We start from the raw sequence: 16866 nt of genomic DNA on the forward strand, positions 1-16866 counted from the left end.
ATGAAACGTTTCTACAGCCGTACTACCGGCAATACCTACCTGGCGGGTTATCACACAAGCCTGCCTGACGACGCCGTCGAAATTGACGATGAACGCTACGAGGCGGTGATCGCCAATCCGGCAGCGGGCATGGATCGATCCCACGATGAGCATGGCTTGCCGACTCTGGTGGAGTTCGCTCCGGTTTCGGATGAACAGGCTGCCAGGGACGCCAAGGCCTGGCGCGACAAAGAGTTCGAACGCGTGGTCTGGCTGCGCGACCGGCATCGGGATGAAGTGGAGTTGATGAAGGCCACGACACTTTCCGATGCCGACTATCAGACCCTGCTCGTCTATCTGCAGGCCCTGCGCAAATGGCCGCAGGCCAAGAAGTTTCCCTCCAAACGCTCTCGGCCAAAGAAGCCGGCATGGATGGCTCTCGACTGAACGCCTGCCGCGTTCTCGACATTTGCAATCAGCGCTTCAGGTAAAGGATTGAAATATGGATTACCCAAAAAGTGTCCCCAGCGTCGGCCTGGTCGATGGCCGGTTCGTCGATGAAAACCCGGTGGCCGGAACGCCCGGCTCCTTGATTCCGGCGGTGTGGGGCAACAGCGTTACACAAGAAATTCTCAACGTGATTACCGGCGCCGGGCTGACAGCCGCCGAGGCCGATACCGGTCAGTTGCTCAAAGCCATTCAATCGATTGTCGGAAATGGCAGTCCGATGCGTTCGGTAGTAACGCGGCTGACTGCATCCAAGGCGCTGACCGATCCGGAGCTGGGGCTGGTGCTGATCGATGGCGGATCCAGTGCCGTGACGGTGACGTTGCCGCCGGCAAACGCGGCGCTGGGTGTGCGCGATGTGATTGTTCGGCGCATGGACAACAGTGGCAACCGATTGATCGTTCAGGCGTCGGGTACCGACCGCATCCGTTTTCACACGCATCTTTCACCCAGCGGTTATCCGTTTCTGGTGTTGATGGGCGGCGGTGACTGGTGGCAGTTGCGCAGCGATGCCGCCGGTAGCTGGTGGCCGGTCGGCCGGTTTGACAACACTCCACTTGGCCGGCCGTTTTTCGAGACAACCACCTTGCTCAGTCCCGGTGGTTACGGTGCGCTCAATGGCACGGTCATGAAACGTGCCGAGTGGCCCTGGTTGTGGGACCACGCCCAGCTTTCCGGAATGTTGGGCACCGAGGCCGCGCGCGCGGGCAACGAAGGTAAATGGACGTCGGGTGATGGTGCCGCAACCTTCCGTGGCCCTGAAGGGCGCGGCGAGTTTTTGCGAGTGCTGGACGAGGGGCGGGGTGTGGATGCGGCACGTGCGATGGGTTCTTTTCAGGTGGGCTCGACGCATTCGTATGCCATGGGCGCCAATGGTGCTGGAGCGGTCGGCGCGTGGTGGTCGGACAGCCTGACAAGTTTTGGTGCCGATACTCGTGAAGAACCGCAATACGTGTCCGGGCTGTACAACGGTGGCCCGGTCTTCCCTGCCGGTACGAGTTATCAGCGGGATGCCGCCAATGCCCTGCTGCTGGCGTTCAAGTCCCGCCCTCGCAACATCGCCTATCCCGGCCGTATCAAGCTCATCTGAGGTGCCTATGTTCAATTATCTGTTTGATGGCTCGGGCGCCTTGTCCGGGCCTGTCGAGTTTTTTGTGACCCCGGGCATCGGTATTCAACTGCCCGGCAATGCGGTGGAGTTGTCCTTCGAGTTGCCCGCGCCAGAAGCCGGTCGTACCTGGGCCCTGATCAACGGTGTACCGCGAGAGGTGATTGACCGGCGCGGTCCGGTTTTCCGCAAGGATGGCGGCGGGCAGCAGATCTGGAGTGAGTTGGGGGAGTTGCCCGATACCCTCACAACGCAGCCCTGGCCGGGGGAATTTCATGTGTGGCGCGGCGACGCCTGGCAACTGGATGAACAGGCCCGATTGCTCAGCATCAGCCAGCAGATGCTGGAACAGCGCGACACGCTGCTGCGCGACGCCGTCCTGCGCATCGCCCCCCTGCAATACGCCGAAGACATCGGCGACGCCAGCCATGAAGAGCAACTGCAATTGCTCGAATGGAAGCTTTACAGCGTGGAGCTGAATCGCATCGAAAAACAGGCCGGATTTCCCGGCGAAGTCATCTGGCCGGCAGTGCCCGGCGCAACCGTAACCAACTGACTGCAGCACAGGGAACCGTGCAATGGATTATCCAAACAGCATCCCCGGCGTCGGCCTGGTCAATGGCGGTTTTGTCGATGAAAACCCGGTTGCCGGCACGCCCGGATCATTGATCCCCGCCGCCTGGGGCAACAGTGTCACGCAAGAAATTCTCAACGCCATCAAGGCCGCCGGACTGACGCCGGACGAGAGCAAAACCAATCAGTTGGCAACGGCCATTGGCGCTCTCGTCGACTTCACCAAATTGAAAAACACCCCGACCACGCTGGCGGGCTACGGCATCACCGATGCAGTGGGAAGGTTGCTGGCGGTAAGGCAGATTGATGCAGTCGGGATCACGGTTTACAAGCCGAACCCGAGGGCGAAACGGATTCGCGTTCGATTGGTCGGGGCGGGTGGATCGGGGGGCGGATGCGAACCTGTTCCGACAGGCACTCAAATTCTCGGCGGTGGTGGCGGGTCCGGCGCGTATGCGGAAAGCCTGTATGACGTCACCGCGCAAATGCTCGCCGGCGTACCGGTTTCGCTGGGCGCCGGGGGCGCTGTCAGCAACACCACGGGCCTTGCGGGCGGCGGCGCTTCCTTTGGTAGCTACATGAGTGTTTCGGGAGGTGGTGGCGGGCAGAAACTGGGGATCGTGGTCACGGGCACTTCGTCAGGATTCATTCAGGGCGGGGTAGGTGGATTACTGGCTGGAGGCAATCTCTGCAGTGCTCGCGGTATCACCGGAGGTTTCGGAATGAGCAACGCCAATTGGGGGTTGCTGTCGGGTTTCGGAGCTCCGAGTCCGTTCGATGGTGGTGGCCCTTTCAGCGGGTCAAACACCGTTGGCAATGCAGGTGTTCGAGGTTCGGGCGGCAGTGGTTCCTGCTCGGTTCACGCTTCTGCGTCAATCGTGAGCGGCGCCGGCGGCAATGCCTTCTGTGAAATCTGGGAGTACGAGTAATGGCCCGTTATGCACGTATTGAAAACGGTGTTGCGATCGAAGTGATCGACACCGGTGACTACGCGATCGAGCAACTGTTCGCGCCTGCTTTCGTCGCGGCGATGGTGCAGGTGCCCGAGGGTGTGAGCGTCGAAATCGGCGCGCCGATGCCCGAGGCGGCTCGCGCTATCGAGCCTTTGCGGGAACCGCAAAGTCCTGTCATCGCTCAACCCCCAATGGTCGAGGACAAGGAGCCTCTGGCGGCAGAGCGAGTCTGGCGCCAGTCCGCGCTCGCAGCCACCGAATGGCAAGTCACCCGCCACCGCGACGAGCAGGAACTGGGACGCGGAACAACGCTCAAGGCCCAGCAGTATCTGGAGTTGCTCGAATACCGCCAGGCGTTGCGCGACTGGCCAGGTGCCGGCGCATTTCCGTCCTCCGTTTTACGGCCGTCAGCGCCCCAATGGCTGGCCACGGACATTGGCTGAAGCCCTCACACAACCCATGAATTCAGATAAGGAGATAAACCGTGGACTACCCCAATAGTGTTCCCAGCGCAGGTCTGGTGAACGGCAAGTTTGTCGATGAAGACCCGGTCACCGGCAAGCCGGGATCCTTGATCCCGGCCAGCTGGGGCAACGGCATCACTCAGGAGCTGCTGACCGTGATCCAGACCGCTGGCCTCACCCCGTCCGAGACTCGAACCGATCAAGTACTGACGGCATTGCGCAGCAACAAACTGTTTGCGACCGCGCCGCAGTTCGACAACAGTCAGTCGGTCGCCACTACCGCTTTCGTGAGCCGCAGCGGTCTGCAGTTTTCCGGTTTCGCCTCCTATCCGACGAGTACGACTTTGACAGCGGCCAGCGTGGGCGGCGTGGCGAGTTTTTCCAGCGCCACGCCGATTACGGCGACCCTGCCTTCCGTTGCCAATATTCCTCATGCCGGGACCCTGCATATCCTCAACGCCGGGAATGGCGTTCTGACGATCAGTCCCACCGGCAATGAAGCCATTGAAACCTGCAACGGCACCATCGGCGCACTCAAGCTTGGCCTCGGTGATTCGGCGCAACTGGTCAAGTTGACCGGACAGTGGCGACTGTACGGCGGCTCGGTCAGCGACCGGTATGCGACGGCCCATTCCGGCGTCTACGGCAATGTCGGTTACCAGCGCTTTCCCAGCGGCAACATCGATCAATGGGGAGTAGGGACGACCGATGCCAACGGCGATGTCTATGTGACCTTTCCGATTGCATTCCCAACTGCCTTTTCATCGATCGTCGCCATCCATTCGGGCGGCGACGGAGCCATGGTCGTTCAGTACGCGGGATCGGAAAGCAAAACCGGATGCCGTTTGAAGGTCCGCAGTTATAACGGGGCCGTCTCGGCAAACTGGGGTATCTATTATTTTGCAAAGGGCTACTGAATGAACCCGTTCAATGTGTTTTTCAGCGCAACTACCCGGGCCGTTTATGTACCCGGTATCAACACCTCGGACATTCCCGAGGATGTGATCGAAATTCCTCAGGCGTACTGGATCTCCCTGTTACAGCAATTGGCCGTCTCGCCAAAGGTGATTGGCGTCAATAACGGTAACGGGTTTCCGATTCTGGTGGATCCGCCGCCGCCGAGTCCCGAAGAAGCAGCCGATATCGAACGCCAGTGGCGTACGGCGCAACTGGCCGCGACCGATGGTCTGGTAGCGCGTGATCGCGATGAGCTGGAGGACGGCGGCGGCACCACCCTGACTACCGAGCAATACGCCGAACTGCAATCATTTCGGCGGGCTCTGCGGGATTGGCCCCAGGCGTCGCTTTTCCCATTCAGCGAGCATCGCCCGGTGGCGCCACGCTGGTTGGCCTCGGCGCTCTAGTGAATCAAGGAAACTGAAATGGATTATCCGAAAAGCGTTCCCGGCTCAGGCCTGGAGAATGGCCGGTTCGTCGATGAGGACCCCATTGCCGGAAAACCGGGATCGTTGATCCCGGCCAGTTGGGGCAACAGTGTGACCCAGGAAATTCTCAACGCGATCACGGCCGCCGGTCTGACGCCGGATGAGGAGCAGACCGATCAACTGGCACAGGCCATTCGGCAACTGGCCAAGCCCGATCCGCTGCAGCAGTTTCCTGTGCAGGTGTATCGCAAGAATCTGTTGATCAATGGTGGATTCAATATCTGGCAACGCGGCACGACCAATCAAGGGCCGAACATCGGTGGCTATGTGGCGGATCGTTTTCGATGCGACTGGAACGGCAACGCAGGTGTCAGCATTTCGCGCCAGGATTTTCCCCTCGGTCAAACGGAAGTCGTGGGTGAACCCGCTTATTTCCTGCGCTGGCAGCAGGCCACCGCAGGCACGGGAGCAACGGTGCATAAAGTCGCCCAGAGCATTGAATCGGTCAGGACTCTGGCCGGGCGAACGGCTACGGTCAGCTTCTGGGCGCGATCCGATGCGACGCGTCCTTTGCGCGTCACGATTGCTCAGCAGTTCGGAACGGGCGGTTCGGAGGGTGTGGTGAAGGTTGTCGACGTCTTTCAACTGAGTACGTCGTGGAAGAAATACAGCGCAACGTTTCAGGTGCCAACCATCGCCGGGAAAATGCTGGGCGTGAATGACTGCCTGACCTTGTCGTTCGATCTGCCGCTCAACGTGTTGCAGACCGTCGATCTGGCACAGATGCAATTGGAGGAGGGGCCGGTTGCGACACCATTTGAATACCGTCCAGCGGCGGAAGAGCTGAGCCTTTGCCAGCGTTATTTTGAGAAGTCTTTTGCTAACCGTCTGCAGATCCGTTCGAACAATGGTGCCGCAACCTGCATTGGGAACTTCACCCAGGCTGCGGCAGCCAATACCGGTCAGTACGGTATGAGCATCGATATGCAGGTGCTCAAGCGCGTACAACCTACCATCGTGCTGTATTGCCCGGGAGATGCGAGCAATCAAGTCTGGCATCAGGGCCTGATGAAGGCGTGTACGGGAACCGTTTTGCAAAGCGTGACCGAGAGAAGCTTTGCCATTGCCACTGTGACTCCTGTCGGCAGTGTTCCCGGGCAGATTTTGCAGATCGAATGGACCGCGGACGCGGAAATCTAGGAGGCAAGTCCATGAGCTATCAGCTCACATCGTCTGGCGTTCTGCGCCTGGGTGATTCAGCGTTCATTCCACAGGATCCGACCAACCGTGACTGGCTCGAGTACCAGGAGTGGCTGGTTTCCGGGGGACAGGTACTGCCTCTGGATCTGCCGCTCGAGAGTGCGACGGCCAGCCAGGGCATGCTGGGGTTGTTCAAGCGAATGATCCAGGTTTCCCCGGACAGCACGCTGAAAACTGAGGTAAACAATGGCTGATCAGCTTTGGTCGCCAACCGTGATTCAATCGGAGCATCCAGGGAGGATCGAGCATTATGCAAATCACTGAAGACAATCTACTCACCATCATGCCCAACGCCCGCCGCCAAGCGGGCGTTTTTGTTTCTGCACTCAACGATGCGATGGCGCGCCATCGCATCGACACGCCCAAGCGAGTTGCTGCGTTTCTGGCGCAAATCGGCCACGAGTCCGGGCAATTGCAGTACGTGCGTGAACTGGGCAACAACCAATACCTGAGCAAATACGACACCGGTACGCTGGCGTTGCGATTGGGCAACACGCCCGAGGCCGATGGCGACGGGCAGAAGTATCGCGGGCGCGGGCTGATCCAGATCACCGGCCGCACCAACTATCGCCAGTGCAGCCTCGGGCTGTTTGGTGACGAGCGCTTGCTGGCGCTGCCGGAACTGCTGGAGCAACCGCAATGGGCGGCCGAGTCCGCGGCGTGGTTCTGGGCGCAGAACGGCCTGAACGAACTGGCGGATCAGGACCAGTTCAACAGCATCACCCGGCGGATCAACGGCGGGTTGAACGGCTTGCAGGATCGACTGGAGCTTTGGGGGCGGGCGAGGGCGGTGTTATGCCAGCCTTCGGTTTGAGCGTCTGGCGGCTGCTCGGTCTGGTGCTGCTGGCCGCAGTATCGGCAGCGCTGGCCTGGCAGTTTCAGGACTGGCGCTACGGTCGCCAACTGGCCGAGCAGGCGCGGTTACATGCCGAAACCCTCAATCAGCTGACTTCGGCCGCTGCCACCGCGCAACAGGCCGAGCAGGACAAGCGTCTGGCCCTGGAGCAACGGCTCACGGCCAGTGAACAAACCCATTACCGAGCACTGAACGATGCCCAACGTGATCAGGATCGTCTGCGTGATCGCCTTGCCACTGCTGATCTGCGCCTGTCAGTCCTCATCGACGCAGGCGACGCTGCCCAAGGCTGTGGTGTGCCAGCCGCCTCCGGCGCCAGCGGCGTGGATCATGCAGCCATACGCGCCCGACTTGACCCGGCGCATGCTCGACGAATTGTCGCCATCACCGGCGAAGGCGACCGCGGACTGATCGCCTTGCAGGCCTGTCAGGCCTATATCAGAGCGCTGGCTCCTGCACATTTTGAATAAGCTTGTGTATTGAAAGCGCAACCGGCTCGTGTACGGTGGTACCCATTCCATCCGATCCGGAGCGCGCCGTGAAAGAAATCACTCAACTGGCGGCCGAACTTGGCCGACGTCTGCAATTGCTCAATGCCCACGTCACTACGGCCGAGTCCTGTACCGGTGGCGGGATTGCCGAAGCCATCACCCGCATTCCTGGGAGTTCGGCGTGGTTCGAGGCGGGTTACGTGACCTACTCCAACAGCCAGAAAACTCAGCAATTGAATGTGCCGACGGAGCTGTTCGGCACCGTGGGTGCGGTCAGTCGCGAGGTGGTCGAGGCCATGGTGCGGGGCGCCCAGGAAAAAAGCCTGGCGCGGTTTGCCGTGGCGGTCAGCGGTGTGGCCGGGCCGGACGGTGGTTCGCCGAACAAACCGGTGGGCACCGTATGGCTGGCGTGGGGCGTGGGCGACCAGGTTTCCAGCGAGATCCAGCACTTCCCCGGCAACCGCGACGAAGTCCGCCGACAAACGGTGAAGGCCGCGCTAGAGGGCTTGCTGCGACTAGCGGCACGAGAAATCGAAAATCAGGGGTAGGCGATCCGTGAACGCTGTGGAATAATACTGGCTACTTATACAGGTGTTGGCCGTCAGGCCTTATTGATTACGTGAGGACTTTAATGGACGACAACAAGAAGAAAGCCTTGGCTGCGGCCCTGGGTCAGATCGAACGTCAATTCGGCAAGGGTGCCGTAATGCGTATGGGCGATCAGGACCGTCAGGCGATCCCGGCCATTTCCACCGGCTCTCTGGGTCTGGACATCGCACTCGGCATCGGCGGCCTGCCAAAAGGCCGTATCGTTGAAATCTACGGTCCTGAATCTTCCGGTAAAACCACGCTGACGCTGTCCGTGATCGCCCAGGCTCAAAAAGCCGGCGCGACCTGCGCCTTCGTCGACGCCGAACACGCCCTCGACCCTGAGTACGCCGGCAAGTTGGGCGTCAACGTCGACGACCTGCTGGTTTCCCAGCCGGACACCGGCGAACAGGCCCTGGAAATCACCGACATGCTGGTGCGCTCCAACGCCGTTGACGTGATCATCGTCGACTCCGTGGCCGCGCTGGTACCGAAGGCTGAAATCGAAGGCGAAATGGGTGACATGCACGTGGGCCTGCAAGCCCGTCTGATGTCCCAGGCGCTGCGTAAGATCACCGGCAACATCAAGAACGCCAACTGCCTGGTGATCTTCATCAACCAGATCCGCATGAAGATCGGCGTGATGTTCGGCAGCCCGGAAACCACCACCGGTGGTAACGCGCTGAAATTCTACGCCTCGGTTCGTCTCGACATCCGCCGTACCGGCGCGGTGAAGGAAGGCGACGAAGTCGTCGGCAGCGAAACCCGCGTCAAGGTCGTGAAGAACAAGGTTGCTTCGCCGTTCCGTCAGGCCGAGTTCCAGATTCTCTACGGCAAGGGTATCTACCTGAACGGCGAGATGATCGACCTGGGCGTACTGCACGGTTTCGTCGAGAAGTCCGGCGCCTGGTATGCCTATGAAGGCACCAAGATCGGTCAGGGCAAGGCCAACTCGGCCAAGTTCCTGGCGGACAACCCGGAAGTCGCGGCCAAGCTCGAGAAGCAACTGCGTGACAAGCTGCTGTCGCCAGCCGTGATCGCCGACTCCAAGGCTTCTGCGGTCAAAGAGACCGAAGACGACCTGGCTGACGCCGACATCTGATTGCACCGATGACAACCGCCGTACTCGATACCCTCGTCGCGGTGCGGCGAACCGCCATGGACCTGCTCGCACGCCGCGAGCACGGTCGAGTCGAGCTGACGCGCAAACTGCGTCAGCGTGGCGCTCCCCCCGAGATGATCGAAACAGCCCTCGACCGTTTGACGGAAGAAGGGCTGCTTTCCGAAGCCCGTTATCTTGAAAGCTTTGTTTCCTATCGCGCCCGCTCCGGTTACGGCCCACTGCGGATTCGCGAAGAACTGAGCCAACGCGGTTTGCAACGCGCCGATATCGAACTCGCCTTGCGCGAAAGCGGTATCAACTGGCAGGAGCAACTAACGGACACGTGGCAACGGAAGTTCTCCGGTCAGCTTCCCGGCGATGCCAAGGAACGCGCCAGACAAGGTCGATTCCTGGCGTACCGGGGATTCTCGATGGAGATGATCAACCGTTTGTTCAGCGGCAGAGGGATGGATGATTAAATCGCTCCAGCTTCAATCAAAAAATAAAAAACGGCCCGCTATTTCGATAGCGGGCCGTTTTTTTTTGCCTTCACGTAACCTTCGACGGTTCGCGGGTGCGTTGCGCGGTCTGGGGTTTTGACTGGGCCCAGTTTTCCGGCAGGTTGATGTAGTCCACCAGTTCCCGCAGACGCCCGTGATTTCGCGCATTGAAGGCAAATGCCAGGCGCGTCAGGTGGCTGAATTGAGCCTCGTCGTGTTCTTCGCCAGCGTAGGCGTGTTGATGGAACTGATCGCTCAGGCACAGATCGGCAAAAGCCTCCTGCATATGGTCGAGGGCCTGATCGCTAAGTTTGTGATTCATGCGAATGACAAACTGGCGCTTGAGCCAGCGGCTGGAATGGAAGTTGCCGTAGAACTGGTTGATCTGCTCTACCGCCTCTTCAACGTTGTAGACCAGGCGCATCAGCTTCAGGTCGGTCGGCAGGATGTAGCGGTTTTCCTCCAATTGCTGACGGATGAAATCCAGCGCGCCTTGCCAGAACGTCCCGCCCGGTGCGTCCAGCAGAACCACCGGCACCAGGGGACTTTTGCCGGTCTGGATCAGCGTGAGCACTTCCAGCGCTTCGTCCAGGGTGCCAAACCCACCGGGGCACAACACCAGCGCGTCGGCTTCCTTGACGAAGAACAGCTTGCGGGTGAAGAAGAAATGGAACGGCAGCAGGTTGTTGGTACCGTCCACCGTGGGGTTGGCATGTTGCTCGAAGGGCAGGGTGATGTTGAAGCCCAGGCTGTGATCGCGGCCGGCACCTTCATGAGCGGCGGCCATGATTCCGCCGCCGGCACCGGTGATGACCATCATGTTCGAGCGAGCCAGCGATGCCCCGAGTTCCCGAGCCATGGCGTAAAGGGGATGTTCGACCGGTGTACGAGCCGAGCCGAACACCGTGACCTTGCGTCGTCCCTTGAACTGTTCGAGCGTGCGAAAGGCCTGTTCCAGTTCGCGCAGGGCTTGCAGGGTGATCTTGGCGTTCCAGCGGTTGTGGTCTTCCTGGGCCATGCGCAGCACGGTCAGGATCATGTCGCGGTAGATGGGGGAATTCGGGCTGTTGGGTGACACCAGGTTGAGTTGTTCTTCGACCTTGCTGATGAGGTCGTGGCCGCTTTCCTGAAAATGACGGCTGAGCAGGTCATTCGGTTGGTAAGGCATGCAACTTCTCCTTCTGCACAGAGCTTCCGGCCCTGACGTGCGACGTCAGTGCCGCGCTGCAAGAAAACAAACAGCCGGCAGCTCCTTTCCTGCCGTTAATAAAAGATCGGGAATACGTTGAATCTAGACCCTCAATGCATTTTTCGCTCACTGAGCATCGCGCCGCAAAGTCTTTGCTGGCAACTGCTTATTGCCGCTTTGCGAGGTGTTTTCACCGCTCGTCCGATGCAGCGTCGAGGGCTGAATGCTCTGATTTACTAAGTTAAAGGCGCCTTACGACAACTTTGCGTCAACGAGCGTACGCAAGGTGCACGCTATTCAAGGATTTGCGGGTGGCAAGGAGGCGGGACACATGGCCAGAGTCATTCTGGAGATCGATGCGCAGCTGTATCGATTGTTGAAAGCATCGGCCGAGACCAACCATGTGAGTCTCGAAGAGGAGTGCTGCCGACGCTTGGCGGGAGGGGAGCGCCGCTCGCGTTACTTGCAGGCCTTGTTGGCCGAGCTGCGCGCCGAGGATGAACAGCGGCGCGCCACGTCGAGATGATTACTTCTTCTTCGCTGGAGCCGCTTTCGGGCAATCCGATTCCTGGTAGCTGGCGGAGCCGATCGCCTTGTTGGTTTTCACTTCGGTGAAGTCGTAACGCATGATCGCGCCCTTGGCCATCAGCTTGCGGTACGACGGGTTGTTGCAGACCGAAGCGCCCAGCTGGAAATACACGGCTTTGGGATCGGCGCGCATTTTGTCGGCGTGGCTCTTTTGCACGCTCAGGTGATTGACCAGCGTGGTGCCTTCGACGGTGTAGCCCTGATCAAGAATGTCTTCGTTGATCGCCCGTGGCGTGCCGACGCTGCTTTGTGCGGCGACATTGCGCAGCTCTCGGTTCAGATTCTGCTCACTCAGGGATGCAGCCTGAGCGCTGAAGGACGAAGCCAGCAGAATGGCAGCGGTGGGAACGATAAGGCGCAGCATGAAACTCTCCTGGTTCAGTGACTGGTGGTTCGACCAGCCACGTGACTGTGCGTTCAGTGGCGGCGAATTATAGGGGAGCCGGTCGGGAGGGTACAGGCTTGTCCCCGTCGCTCTGGTAAACTGCCGCCCTTTATTGCCCTGCCGAGTGTCGTTCGTGTCGAGTTTTCCTGTCTGCCGGTGCCGCCTGCGATGAATCATGCCCCCAACGCCGTGGCCCGCCTGCGCGATCAGCGCGAGGACGAAGGCATCAAGCCGATCCAGGCCCGTGGCTTTCGTTCCCCGCGCTGCCGCGATTGCCGGGTGATCATCAGCCATTGCCTGTGTGCCTGGCGGCCGACGGTTGATGCGCGCTCTGGCGTTTGCCTGATCATGACCGGCAAGGAAGTGTTCAAGCCGAGCAATACCGGCTGGTTGATCGCCGACATCGTGCGCGACAACCATGCCTTCATCTGGTCGCGGACCGAGCCCGACGAGCAACTGCTGGCGCTGCTGAACGACCCGCAATGGCAGCCGTATCTGGTGTTTCCCGGCGAGTACGTCGAACCTTCGCGGGTGACCAACACCGTGGATCTCGATAGCAGCAAGCGCCCGCTGTTCATTCTGCTGGACGCAACCTGGACCGAAGCCCGGAAGATATTCCGCAAGAGCCCGTATTTCGACCGTTTGCCGATCCTGAGCCTGTTACCCGACAAACTCTCGCGCTATCGCCTGCGCCGCTCGACCCGCAGCGAGCACCTGTGCACCGCCGAAGTGGCGGCGCTGTGCCTGGAGCTGGCCGGCGATTCAGACGCGGCGTCGGCGCTGGATGCCTATTTCGATGTGTTCAGCCAGCATTACCTGGGGGCCAAGCAGCAACTGGAGGTCAATGTGTCGACGCCGGCGCACGCCGAATTGCTGCCCTATATCCGAAACGCGGCGCCAGTACCGGCCTGATCCTGGCCCATACTGCTAAAGCAGTGGCCGTGCGGCTTGACCACCCCGGCTTCGCTGGTCATGCTTGGCGCCGATTGGGGTGCGGCCAAGGTTTGAAACGCCGCTTTTGTTCGTGATTGGCGTTGAACGTGCCCCTGTGGATGCCGCTGCCGGGCGGTATCTGGATTTGCTTTGGCAAGGCCCGAATGCGCGGGCCTGCCATCAAAAACAGGATCATTTGAAAAATGGCCACATACGACATCCTGATTGCCGATGATCACCCTCTTTTTCGTAGCGCACTGCACCAAGCGGTGACGATGGGCCTTGGCCCGGACGTACGCATGGTTGAGGTGGCGAGCATCGCGGAGCTGGAAACCCGCCTGACCGAAAAGTCTGACTGGGATCTGGTGCTGCTGGACCTGAACATGCCGGGTGCTTTCGGGTTTTCCGGGCTGGTGATGCTGCGCGGTCAGTACCCGCAGATTCCGGTGGTGATGGTTTCGGCCCAGGAAGAAGCCTCGGTGATGGTCAAGTCCCGGGAATTCGGGGCCAGTGGCTTCATTCCCAAGTCCAGCGATCTGAGCGTGATTCAGGAAGCGGTGCGCAAAGTGCTGGACGGCGACGTGTTCTGGCCGCCCCAGGCGTTCGAGGCGGTCAGCGTTTCGGATGAAGCCAAGGCCGCCAGCGATGGCCTTGCAAGCCTGACACCGCAGCAGTTCCGGGTGTTGACCATGGTCTGCGAAGGCTTGCTGAACAAGCAGATCGCCTACGAGCTGAGTGTGTCGGAAGCGACCATCAAGGCCCACGTCACGGCGATTTTCCGCAAGTTGAACGTGCGGACCCGGACCCAGGCAGCTTTACTGCTGCAACAACTTGAGTCAATTCCGAGCCAGTAAGCACTGGCGTCTTCACGCTTTTTTGACTTTCGTTGCTCTAGCTTCCCCACTTCCTTTCGGTCGGTTATCTACTTTATGTCACCTTTCAAGGGCCAGACGGGCCTGAAACGCATCCTCAACGCTTCCGGTTACTCGCTGGACGGCTTGCGCGCCGCCTTCACCGGCGAAGCGGCTTTCCGGCAACTGGTGCTGCTCAACGTGGTGCTGATTCCGCTGACGTTTTTCCTTGATGTCAGCCGGGTCGAGCAGGCGCTGCTGATCGCCGTGTGCCTGCTGGCGCTGATCGTCGAGCTGTTGAATTCGGCGGTGGAGGCGGCCATCGACCGCATCTCGCTGGAGTTGCACCCGCTGTCCAAGAACGCCAAGGACATGGGCAGTGCCGCGCAATTCGTGGCACTGAGCATGATCGCCCTGGTGTGGGCGGTGATTCTGCTTTAAGCGATGCTCGGCAGAACGATCTCGTCGCTGCGCTGCACCCCGGCGGTGAAGGCGCGGCACAGGTCGAGGAATTCGCGCATGGCGGAAGTCTGATACTTCTGTTTGTGCCAGATGAAATAGAACTGTCGGGCCAGATCCAGATCCGGCGTCTCCACCGGCACCAGGCTGCCGCGCCGGAAGGCGTCACGCAGCGCCAGACGCGAAATGCAGCCAATCCCCAGACCTGATTCCACCGCGCGTTTGATCGCTTCGGTGTGCTCCAGCTCCAGCCGGATGTTCAGTGCGCTGCGGTGATGCCGCATCGCCTGATCGAACGTCAGGCGCGTCCCCGAACCCTGTTCCCGCAGAATCCAAGCTTCATGGGTCAGTTCCTCCATGGTCGCGCTGCCGCGTTTGGCCAACGGATGCTGTGGAGCGCAGAACACCACCAGTTCATCCTCGACCCAGCTCTGTACTTCGATGTCCGGGTGGCTGCAATCGCCTTCGATTAGACCCAGATCAATTTCGTAATGAGCCACTTGTTGCACGATATTGGCAGTGTTCTGCACATGCAGCTTTACCTGACTTTCCGGGTGGCGCTGCATGAAACCGCCGATCAGCAGCGTCGCCAGGTAATTGCCGATGGTCAGGGTCGCACCCACCGACAGCGAGCCGAAACCGGATTTGCCGTTGAGCAGGTCTTCGATTTCCTTGGCCTGATCGAGCATGGCCACCGCTTGCGGCAGCAACTGTTTGCCGAGGGCGTTGAGGCTCAGGCGTTTGCCGGCGCGATCGAACAGCTGGCAGCTGGACTGGCGCTCCAGTTCGGTTATGGATGTGCTGGCGGCCGATTGCGACAGGTTGAGCAGACCCGCAGCACGGGACACGCTTTCCTGCTGGGCGACGGCGACGAAGACTTGCAGTTGACGAAGAGTAAATCGCATATCGATATAACCGATAACCCTTATCTTAATAATCCAGTTAACAGATATTGTCGGCGCTATTAGAATGCGATGCAATTGCGCACCGTCGGCATTCTTCAATACGAGCCGGGCAGGCGCAGATCAATCTCCAGGAGTCCCACGTACATGAGCAACATGAACCACGAGCGTGTCCTCAGTGTTCATCACTGGAACGACACTCTGTTCAGCTTCAAGTGCACCCGCGATCCGGGCCTGCGCTTCGAGAACGGTCAGTTCGTGATGATCGGCCTGCAACAGCCAAACGGCCGCCCGCTTATGCGCGCTTACTCGATCGCCAGCCCGAACTGGGAAGAGCATCTCGAGTTCTTCAGCATCAAGGTGCCGGACGGTCCGCTGACCTCCCAGCTGCAGCACCTGAAGGAAGGCGATGAGATCATCATCTCGAAAAAACCGACCGGCACCCTGGTGCTGGACGACCTGAACCCGGGCAAGCATTTGTATCTGCTGAGCACCGGCACCGGTCTGGCGCCGTTCATGAGCGTGATCCAGGACCCGGAAACCTACGAGCGCTTCGAGAAAGTGATCCTGGTTCACGGTGTTCGTTACGTCAACGAAGTCGCCTACCGCGAATTCATCACCGAGCACCTGCCGCAGAACGAGTTCTTCGGCGAGGCGCTGCGTGACAAGCTGATCTATTACCCGACCGTGACTCGCGAGCCGTTCGAGAATCAGGGCCGTCTGACCGATCTGATGCGCAGCGGCAAGCTGTTCAGCGACATCGGCCTGCCACCGATCAACCCGCAGGACGACCGCGCGATGATCTGCGGCAGCCCGAGCATGCTCGACGAGACCAGCGAAGTGCTCGACAGCTTCGGCCTGAAGATCTCGGCGCGTATGCGCGAGCCGGGTGACTACCTGATCGAGCGCGCATTCGTCGAGAAGTAAGCTGTTTATAGGTGACGCAGAGCGTCACTGGATGCATTCCCACGCAGACGGTTCGACGCCTCGACGTGGGAACGATCAGCCCGCATTGCCTGAGAAGGCAGCGCGGGCTTTTTCGTTTTCGTGATTCAGTCTGCGGCGGGGATGACTTCCAGGACGCGGATCTGTTCGGGCGTCGGGTAATGCCAGCGCACATCCAGATCCCAGAACTGCGCGCCGTATTCGCGTTCGGGCGCGGGTGTCTGATAGGCCGGGCGCGGATCCTGGGCCAGGCATTGCTCGATCAACTCGACCAAGGGCTCGGCCAGGCGCTGAGCGTGCGTGTGCGCCTGTTGCAGCGCCGCGTCCGTCCACTGCACGTCGATCAGTTGCGGCGCGGCACTGGCGATGCTGTTGGAGGCGTCAGTAATGATGTCGGCGTACGGCACGTAGGGTTTGACGTCGAGAATCGGCGTGCCGTCCAGCAGGTCGATGCCGGAGATAAACAGGCGGTTGGCCTCGACCTTGTCCAGTTTCACCACCGACTGACCGATGCCGTTCGGCCGGTGCGTGGCGCGGGTGGCGAACACGCCCATGGACTTGTTGCCACCGAGACGCGGAGGGCGGACTTTGAGTCGCGGCTTGTCTTCCAGCGCCTGATGGAACAGGAACAGCAGCCAGACATGACTGACCTGCTCGAGCCCCTGCACAGCGTCGCCCTGATCGAACGGTGCCACCAGTTCCAGCACGCCACGGGCGGCGGGGGCCAGTTGCGGCTGGCGCGGGATGGCGAACTTCTCCTTGAAGCAGGAGCGGACGAAGCCGATGGGGGAGACGCTGTAAGTCATGGTGTGCATTCGAAGCGGAGCAGGGCGGGCATGATAACCCGG

At 60.2% G+C, this 16866-nt stretch carries 23 protein-coding genes; 19 read left to right on the forward strand and 4 right to left on the reverse strand.

What is annotated here, in order from left to right; all coding sequences use genetic code 11:
• The 14 genes from ACEN93_RS22850 (at position 1) to recX (ending at position 9745) form a co-directional block, all read left to right on the forward strand.
• Entirely contained in the window at positions 1-426 is a 426-nt protein-coding gene (locus ACEN93_RS22850) for a phage tail assembly chaperone (protein ID WP_163974112.1), read from the forward strand.
• 55 nt (positions 427-481) lie between these two features.
• Positions 482-1576 (forward strand): phage tail protein, encoded by a 1095-nt coding sequence (locus ACEN93_RS22855; protein ID WP_074691339.1) that lies wholly within the window; start codon positions 482-484, stop codon positions 1574-1576.
• 7 nt (positions 1577-1583) lie between these two features.
• Positions 1584-2150 (forward strand): tail fiber assembly protein, encoded by a 567-nt coding sequence (locus ACEN93_RS22860; RefSeq protein WP_039771278.1) that lies wholly within the window; start codon positions 1584-1586, stop codon positions 2148-2150.
• Positions 2151-2172: 22 nt separating this feature from the next.
• Positions 2173-3096, forward strand: coding sequence for a hypothetical protein (locus ACEN93_RS22865; protein ID WP_039771280.1), 924 nt, complete (start codon positions 2173-2175; stop codon positions 3094-3096).
• The gene (locus ACEN93_RS22870) at positions 3096-3563 is read left to right on the forward strand and encodes a phage tail assembly chaperone (protein WP_074691344.1); all 468 of its coding nucleotides are present in this window, start codon (positions 3096-3098) and stop codon (positions 3561-3563) included. The genes ACEN93_RS22865 and ACEN93_RS22870 overlap by 1 nt, the downstream gene beginning before the upstream one ends.
• Positions 3564-3604: 41 nt before the next feature.
• On the forward strand, positions 3605-4501 hold the full coding sequence (locus ACEN93_RS22875; RefSeq protein ID WP_074691346.1) for a gp53-like domain-containing protein: 897 nt from the start codon (positions 3605-3607) through the stop codon (positions 4499-4501).
• A complete protein-coding gene (locus ACEN93_RS22880; protein WP_074691348.1) occupies positions 4502-4948 on the forward strand; it encodes a tail fiber assembly protein in 447 nt (148 codons plus the stop codon).
• A gap of 18 nt (positions 4949-4966) precedes the next feature.
• Positions 4967-6169: a carbohydrate binding domain-containing protein gene (locus tag ACEN93_RS22885; protein WP_285411929.1), complete on the forward strand. Its 1203-nt coding sequence runs from the start codon at positions 4967-4969 to the stop codon at positions 6167-6169.
• A gap of 11 nt (positions 6170-6180) precedes the next feature.
• A complete protein-coding gene (locus ACEN93_RS22890) occupies positions 6181-6423 on the forward strand; it encodes a hypothetical protein (RefSeq protein WP_064593864.1) in 243 nt (80 codons plus the stop codon).
• Positions 6424-6479: 56 nt separating this feature from the next.
• Positions 6480-7043 (forward strand): glycoside hydrolase family 19 protein, encoded by a 564-nt coding sequence (locus ACEN93_RS22895; protein ID WP_495610533.1) that lies wholly within the window; start codon positions 6480-6482, stop codon positions 7041-7043.
• Entirely contained in the window at positions 7025-7555 is a 531-nt protein-coding gene (locus ACEN93_RS22900; protein WP_039771294.1) for a lysis system i-spanin subunit Rz, read from the forward strand. Before ACEN93_RS22895 ends, ACEN93_RS22900 begins: the two co-directional genes overlap by 19 nt.
• A gap of 68 nt (positions 7556-7623) precedes the next feature.
• Positions 7624-8124, forward strand: a complete 501-nt coding sequence (locus ACEN93_RS22905; RefSeq protein WP_495610534.1) for a CinA family protein — start codon at positions 7624-7626, stop codon at positions 8122-8124.
• Between the two features lie 83 nt (positions 8125-8207).
• On the forward strand, positions 8208-9266 hold the full coding sequence (gene recA, locus ACEN93_RS22910; protein WP_003222269.1) for a recombinase RecA: 1059 nt from the start codon (positions 8208-8210) through the stop codon (positions 9264-9266).
• A gap of 8 nt (positions 9267-9274) precedes the next feature.
• Positions 9275-9745, forward strand: coding sequence for a recombination regulator RecX (gene recX, locus ACEN93_RS22915; protein ID WP_039771298.1), 471 nt, complete (start codon positions 9275-9277; stop codon positions 9743-9745).
• A 70-nt stretch (positions 9746-9815) separates the two neighbouring features.
• Here recX and ACEN93_RS22920 read toward each other — a convergent pair whose 3' ends face one another.
• Positions 9816-10934: an LOG family protein gene (locus ACEN93_RS22920; protein ID WP_163974120.1), complete on the reverse strand. Its 1119-nt coding sequence runs from the start codon at positions 10932-10934 to the stop codon at positions 9816-9818.
• Between the two features lie 352 nt (positions 10935-11286).
• Here ACEN93_RS22920 and ACEN93_RS22925 point away from each other — a divergent pair, with 352 nt between their 5' ends.
• Complete coding sequence (locus ACEN93_RS22925; RefSeq protein ID WP_074691361.1) at positions 11287-11481, forward strand: hypothetical protein; 195 nt, start codon at positions 11287-11289, stop codon at positions 11479-11481.
• Here the strand turns inward: ACEN93_RS22925 and ACEN93_RS22930 are convergent, their stop codons facing one another.
• Positions 11482-11907: a PA3611 family quorum-sensing-regulated virulence factor gene (locus ACEN93_RS22930; RefSeq protein ID WP_011332746.1), complete on the reverse strand. Its 426-nt coding sequence runs from the start codon at positions 11905-11907 to the stop codon at positions 11482-11484.
• 189 nt (positions 11908-12096) lie between these two features.
• Here ACEN93_RS22930 and ACEN93_RS22935 point away from each other — a divergent pair, with 189 nt between their 5' ends.
• From ACEN93_RS22935 to ACEN93_RS22945, 3 genes are all read left to right on the forward strand, one after another.
• Positions 12097-12840, forward strand: a complete 744-nt coding sequence (locus ACEN93_RS22935; RefSeq protein ID WP_495610535.1) for a tRNA-uridine aminocarboxypropyltransferase — start codon at positions 12097-12099, stop codon at positions 12838-12840.
• A gap of 224 nt (positions 12841-13064) precedes the next feature.
• Positions 13065-13715, forward strand: coding sequence for a response regulator transcription factor ErdR (erdR, locus tag ACEN93_RS22940; protein WP_103386528.1), 651 nt, complete (start codon positions 13065-13067; stop codon positions 13713-13715).
• 75 nt (positions 13716-13790) lie between these two features.
• Positions 13791-14153 carry a diacylglycerol kinase gene (locus ACEN93_RS22945; protein ID WP_039771303.1) on the forward strand — a complete coding sequence of 121 codons (363 nt, stop codon included), beginning with the start codon at positions 13791-13793 and terminating at the stop codon, positions 14151-14153.
• Here the strand turns inward: ACEN93_RS22945 and ACEN93_RS22950 are convergent.
• Positions 14150-15076, reverse strand: a complete 927-nt coding sequence (locus ACEN93_RS22950) for a LysR family transcriptional regulator (protein ID WP_007954941.1) — start codon at positions 15074-15076, stop codon at positions 14150-14152. The genes ACEN93_RS22945 and ACEN93_RS22950 overlap by 4 nt on opposite strands.
• Positions 15077-15220: 144 nt before the next feature.
• On the opposite strand from ACEN93_RS22950, the gene fpr reads away from it, so the two are divergent.
• Positions 15221-16000, forward strand: coding sequence for a ferredoxin-NADP reductase (gene fpr / locus ACEN93_RS22955; protein WP_003222277.1), 780 nt, complete (start codon positions 15221-15223; stop codon positions 15998-16000).
• A gap of 125 nt (positions 16001-16125) precedes the next feature.
• Here fpr and tsaA read toward each other — a convergent pair whose 3' ends face one another.
• Positions 16126-16824, reverse strand: a complete 699-nt coding sequence (gene tsaA / locus ACEN93_RS22960; RefSeq protein WP_210711097.1) for a tRNA (N6-threonylcarbamoyladenosine(37)-N6)-methyltransferase TrmO — start codon at positions 16822-16824, stop codon at positions 16126-16128.
• Positions 16825-16866: the final 42 nt, after the last annotated feature.

It is taken from the genome of Pseudomonas sp. Pseusp21 (assembly GCF_059492145.1).

Coding starts and splice junctions, on each gene's coding strand:
- ACEN93_RS22850 (WP_163974112.1), top strand. CDS start 1: ATGAAACGTTTCTACAGCCGTACTACCGGCAATACCTACCTGGCGGGT.
- ACEN93_RS22855 (WP_074691339.1), top strand. CDS start 482: ATGGATTACCCAAAAAGTGTCCCCAGCGTCGGCCTGGTCGATGGCCGG.
- ACEN93_RS22860 (WP_039771278.1), top strand. CDS start 1,584: ATGTTCAATTATCTGTTTGATGGCTCGGGCGCCTTGTCCGGGCCTGTC.
- ACEN93_RS22865 (WP_039771280.1), top strand. CDS start 2,173: ATGGATTATCCAAACAGCATCCCCGGCGTCGGCCTGGTCAATGGCGGT.
- ACEN93_RS22870 (WP_074691344.1), top strand. CDS start 3,096: ATGGCCCGTTATGCACGTATTGAAAACGGTGTTGCGATCGAAGTGATC.
- ACEN93_RS22880 (WP_074691348.1), top strand. CDS start 4,502: ATGAACCCGTTCAATGTGTTTTTCAGCGCAACTACCCGGGCCGTTTAT.
- ACEN93_RS22885 (WP_285411929.1), top strand. CDS start 4,967: ATGGATTATCCGAAAAGCGTTCCCGGCTCAGGCCTGGAGAATGGCCGG.
- ACEN93_RS22890 (WP_064593864.1), top strand. CDS start 6,181: ATGAGCTATCAGCTCACATCGTCTGGCGTTCTGCGCCTGGGTGATTCA.
- ACEN93_RS22895 (WP_495610533.1), top strand. CDS start 6,480: ATGCAAATCACTGAAGACAATCTACTCACCATCATGCCCAACGCCCGC.
- ACEN93_RS22900 (WP_039771294.1), top strand. CDS start 7,025: ATGCCAGCCTTCGGTTTGAGCGTCTGGCGGCTGCTCGGTCTGGTGCTG.
- recA (WP_003222269.1), top strand. CDS start 8,208: ATGGACGACAACAAGAAGAAAGCCTTGGCTGCGGCCCTGGGTCAGATC.
- recX (WP_039771298.1), top strand. CDS start 9,275: ATGACAACCGCCGTACTCGATACCCTCGTCGCGGTGCGGCGAACCGCC.
- ACEN93_RS22920 (WP_163974120.1), bottom strand. CDS start 10,934: ATGCCTTACCAACCGAATGACCTGCTCAGCCGTCATTTTCAGGAAAGC.
- ACEN93_RS22925 (WP_074691361.1), top strand. CDS start 11,287: ATGGCCAGAGTCATTCTGGAGATCGATGCGCAGCTGTATCGATTGTTG.
- ACEN93_RS22930 (WP_011332746.1), bottom strand. CDS start 11,907: ATGCTGCGCCTTATCGTTCCCACCGCTGCCATTCTGCTGGCTTCGTCC.
- ACEN93_RS22935 (WP_495610535.1), top strand. CDS start 12,097: ATGAATCATGCCCCCAACGCCGTGGCCCGCCTGCGCGATCAGCGCGAG.
- erdR (WP_103386528.1), top strand. CDS start 13,065: ATGGCCACATACGACATCCTGATTGCCGATGATCACCCTCTTTTTCGT.
- ACEN93_RS22945 (WP_039771303.1), top strand. CDS start 13,791: ATGTCACCTTTCAAGGGCCAGACGGGCCTGAAACGCATCCTCAACGCT.
- ACEN93_RS22950 (WP_007954941.1), bottom strand. CDS start 15,076: ATGCGATTTACTCTTCGTCAACTGCAAGTCTTCGTCGCCGTCGCCCAG.
- fpr (WP_003222277.1), top strand. CDS start 15,221: ATGAGCAACATGAACCACGAGCGTGTCCTCAGTGTTCATCACTGGAAC.
- tsaA (WP_210711097.1), bottom strand. CDS start 16,824: ATGACTTACAGCGTCTCCCCCATCGGCTTCGTCCGCTCCTGCTTCAAG.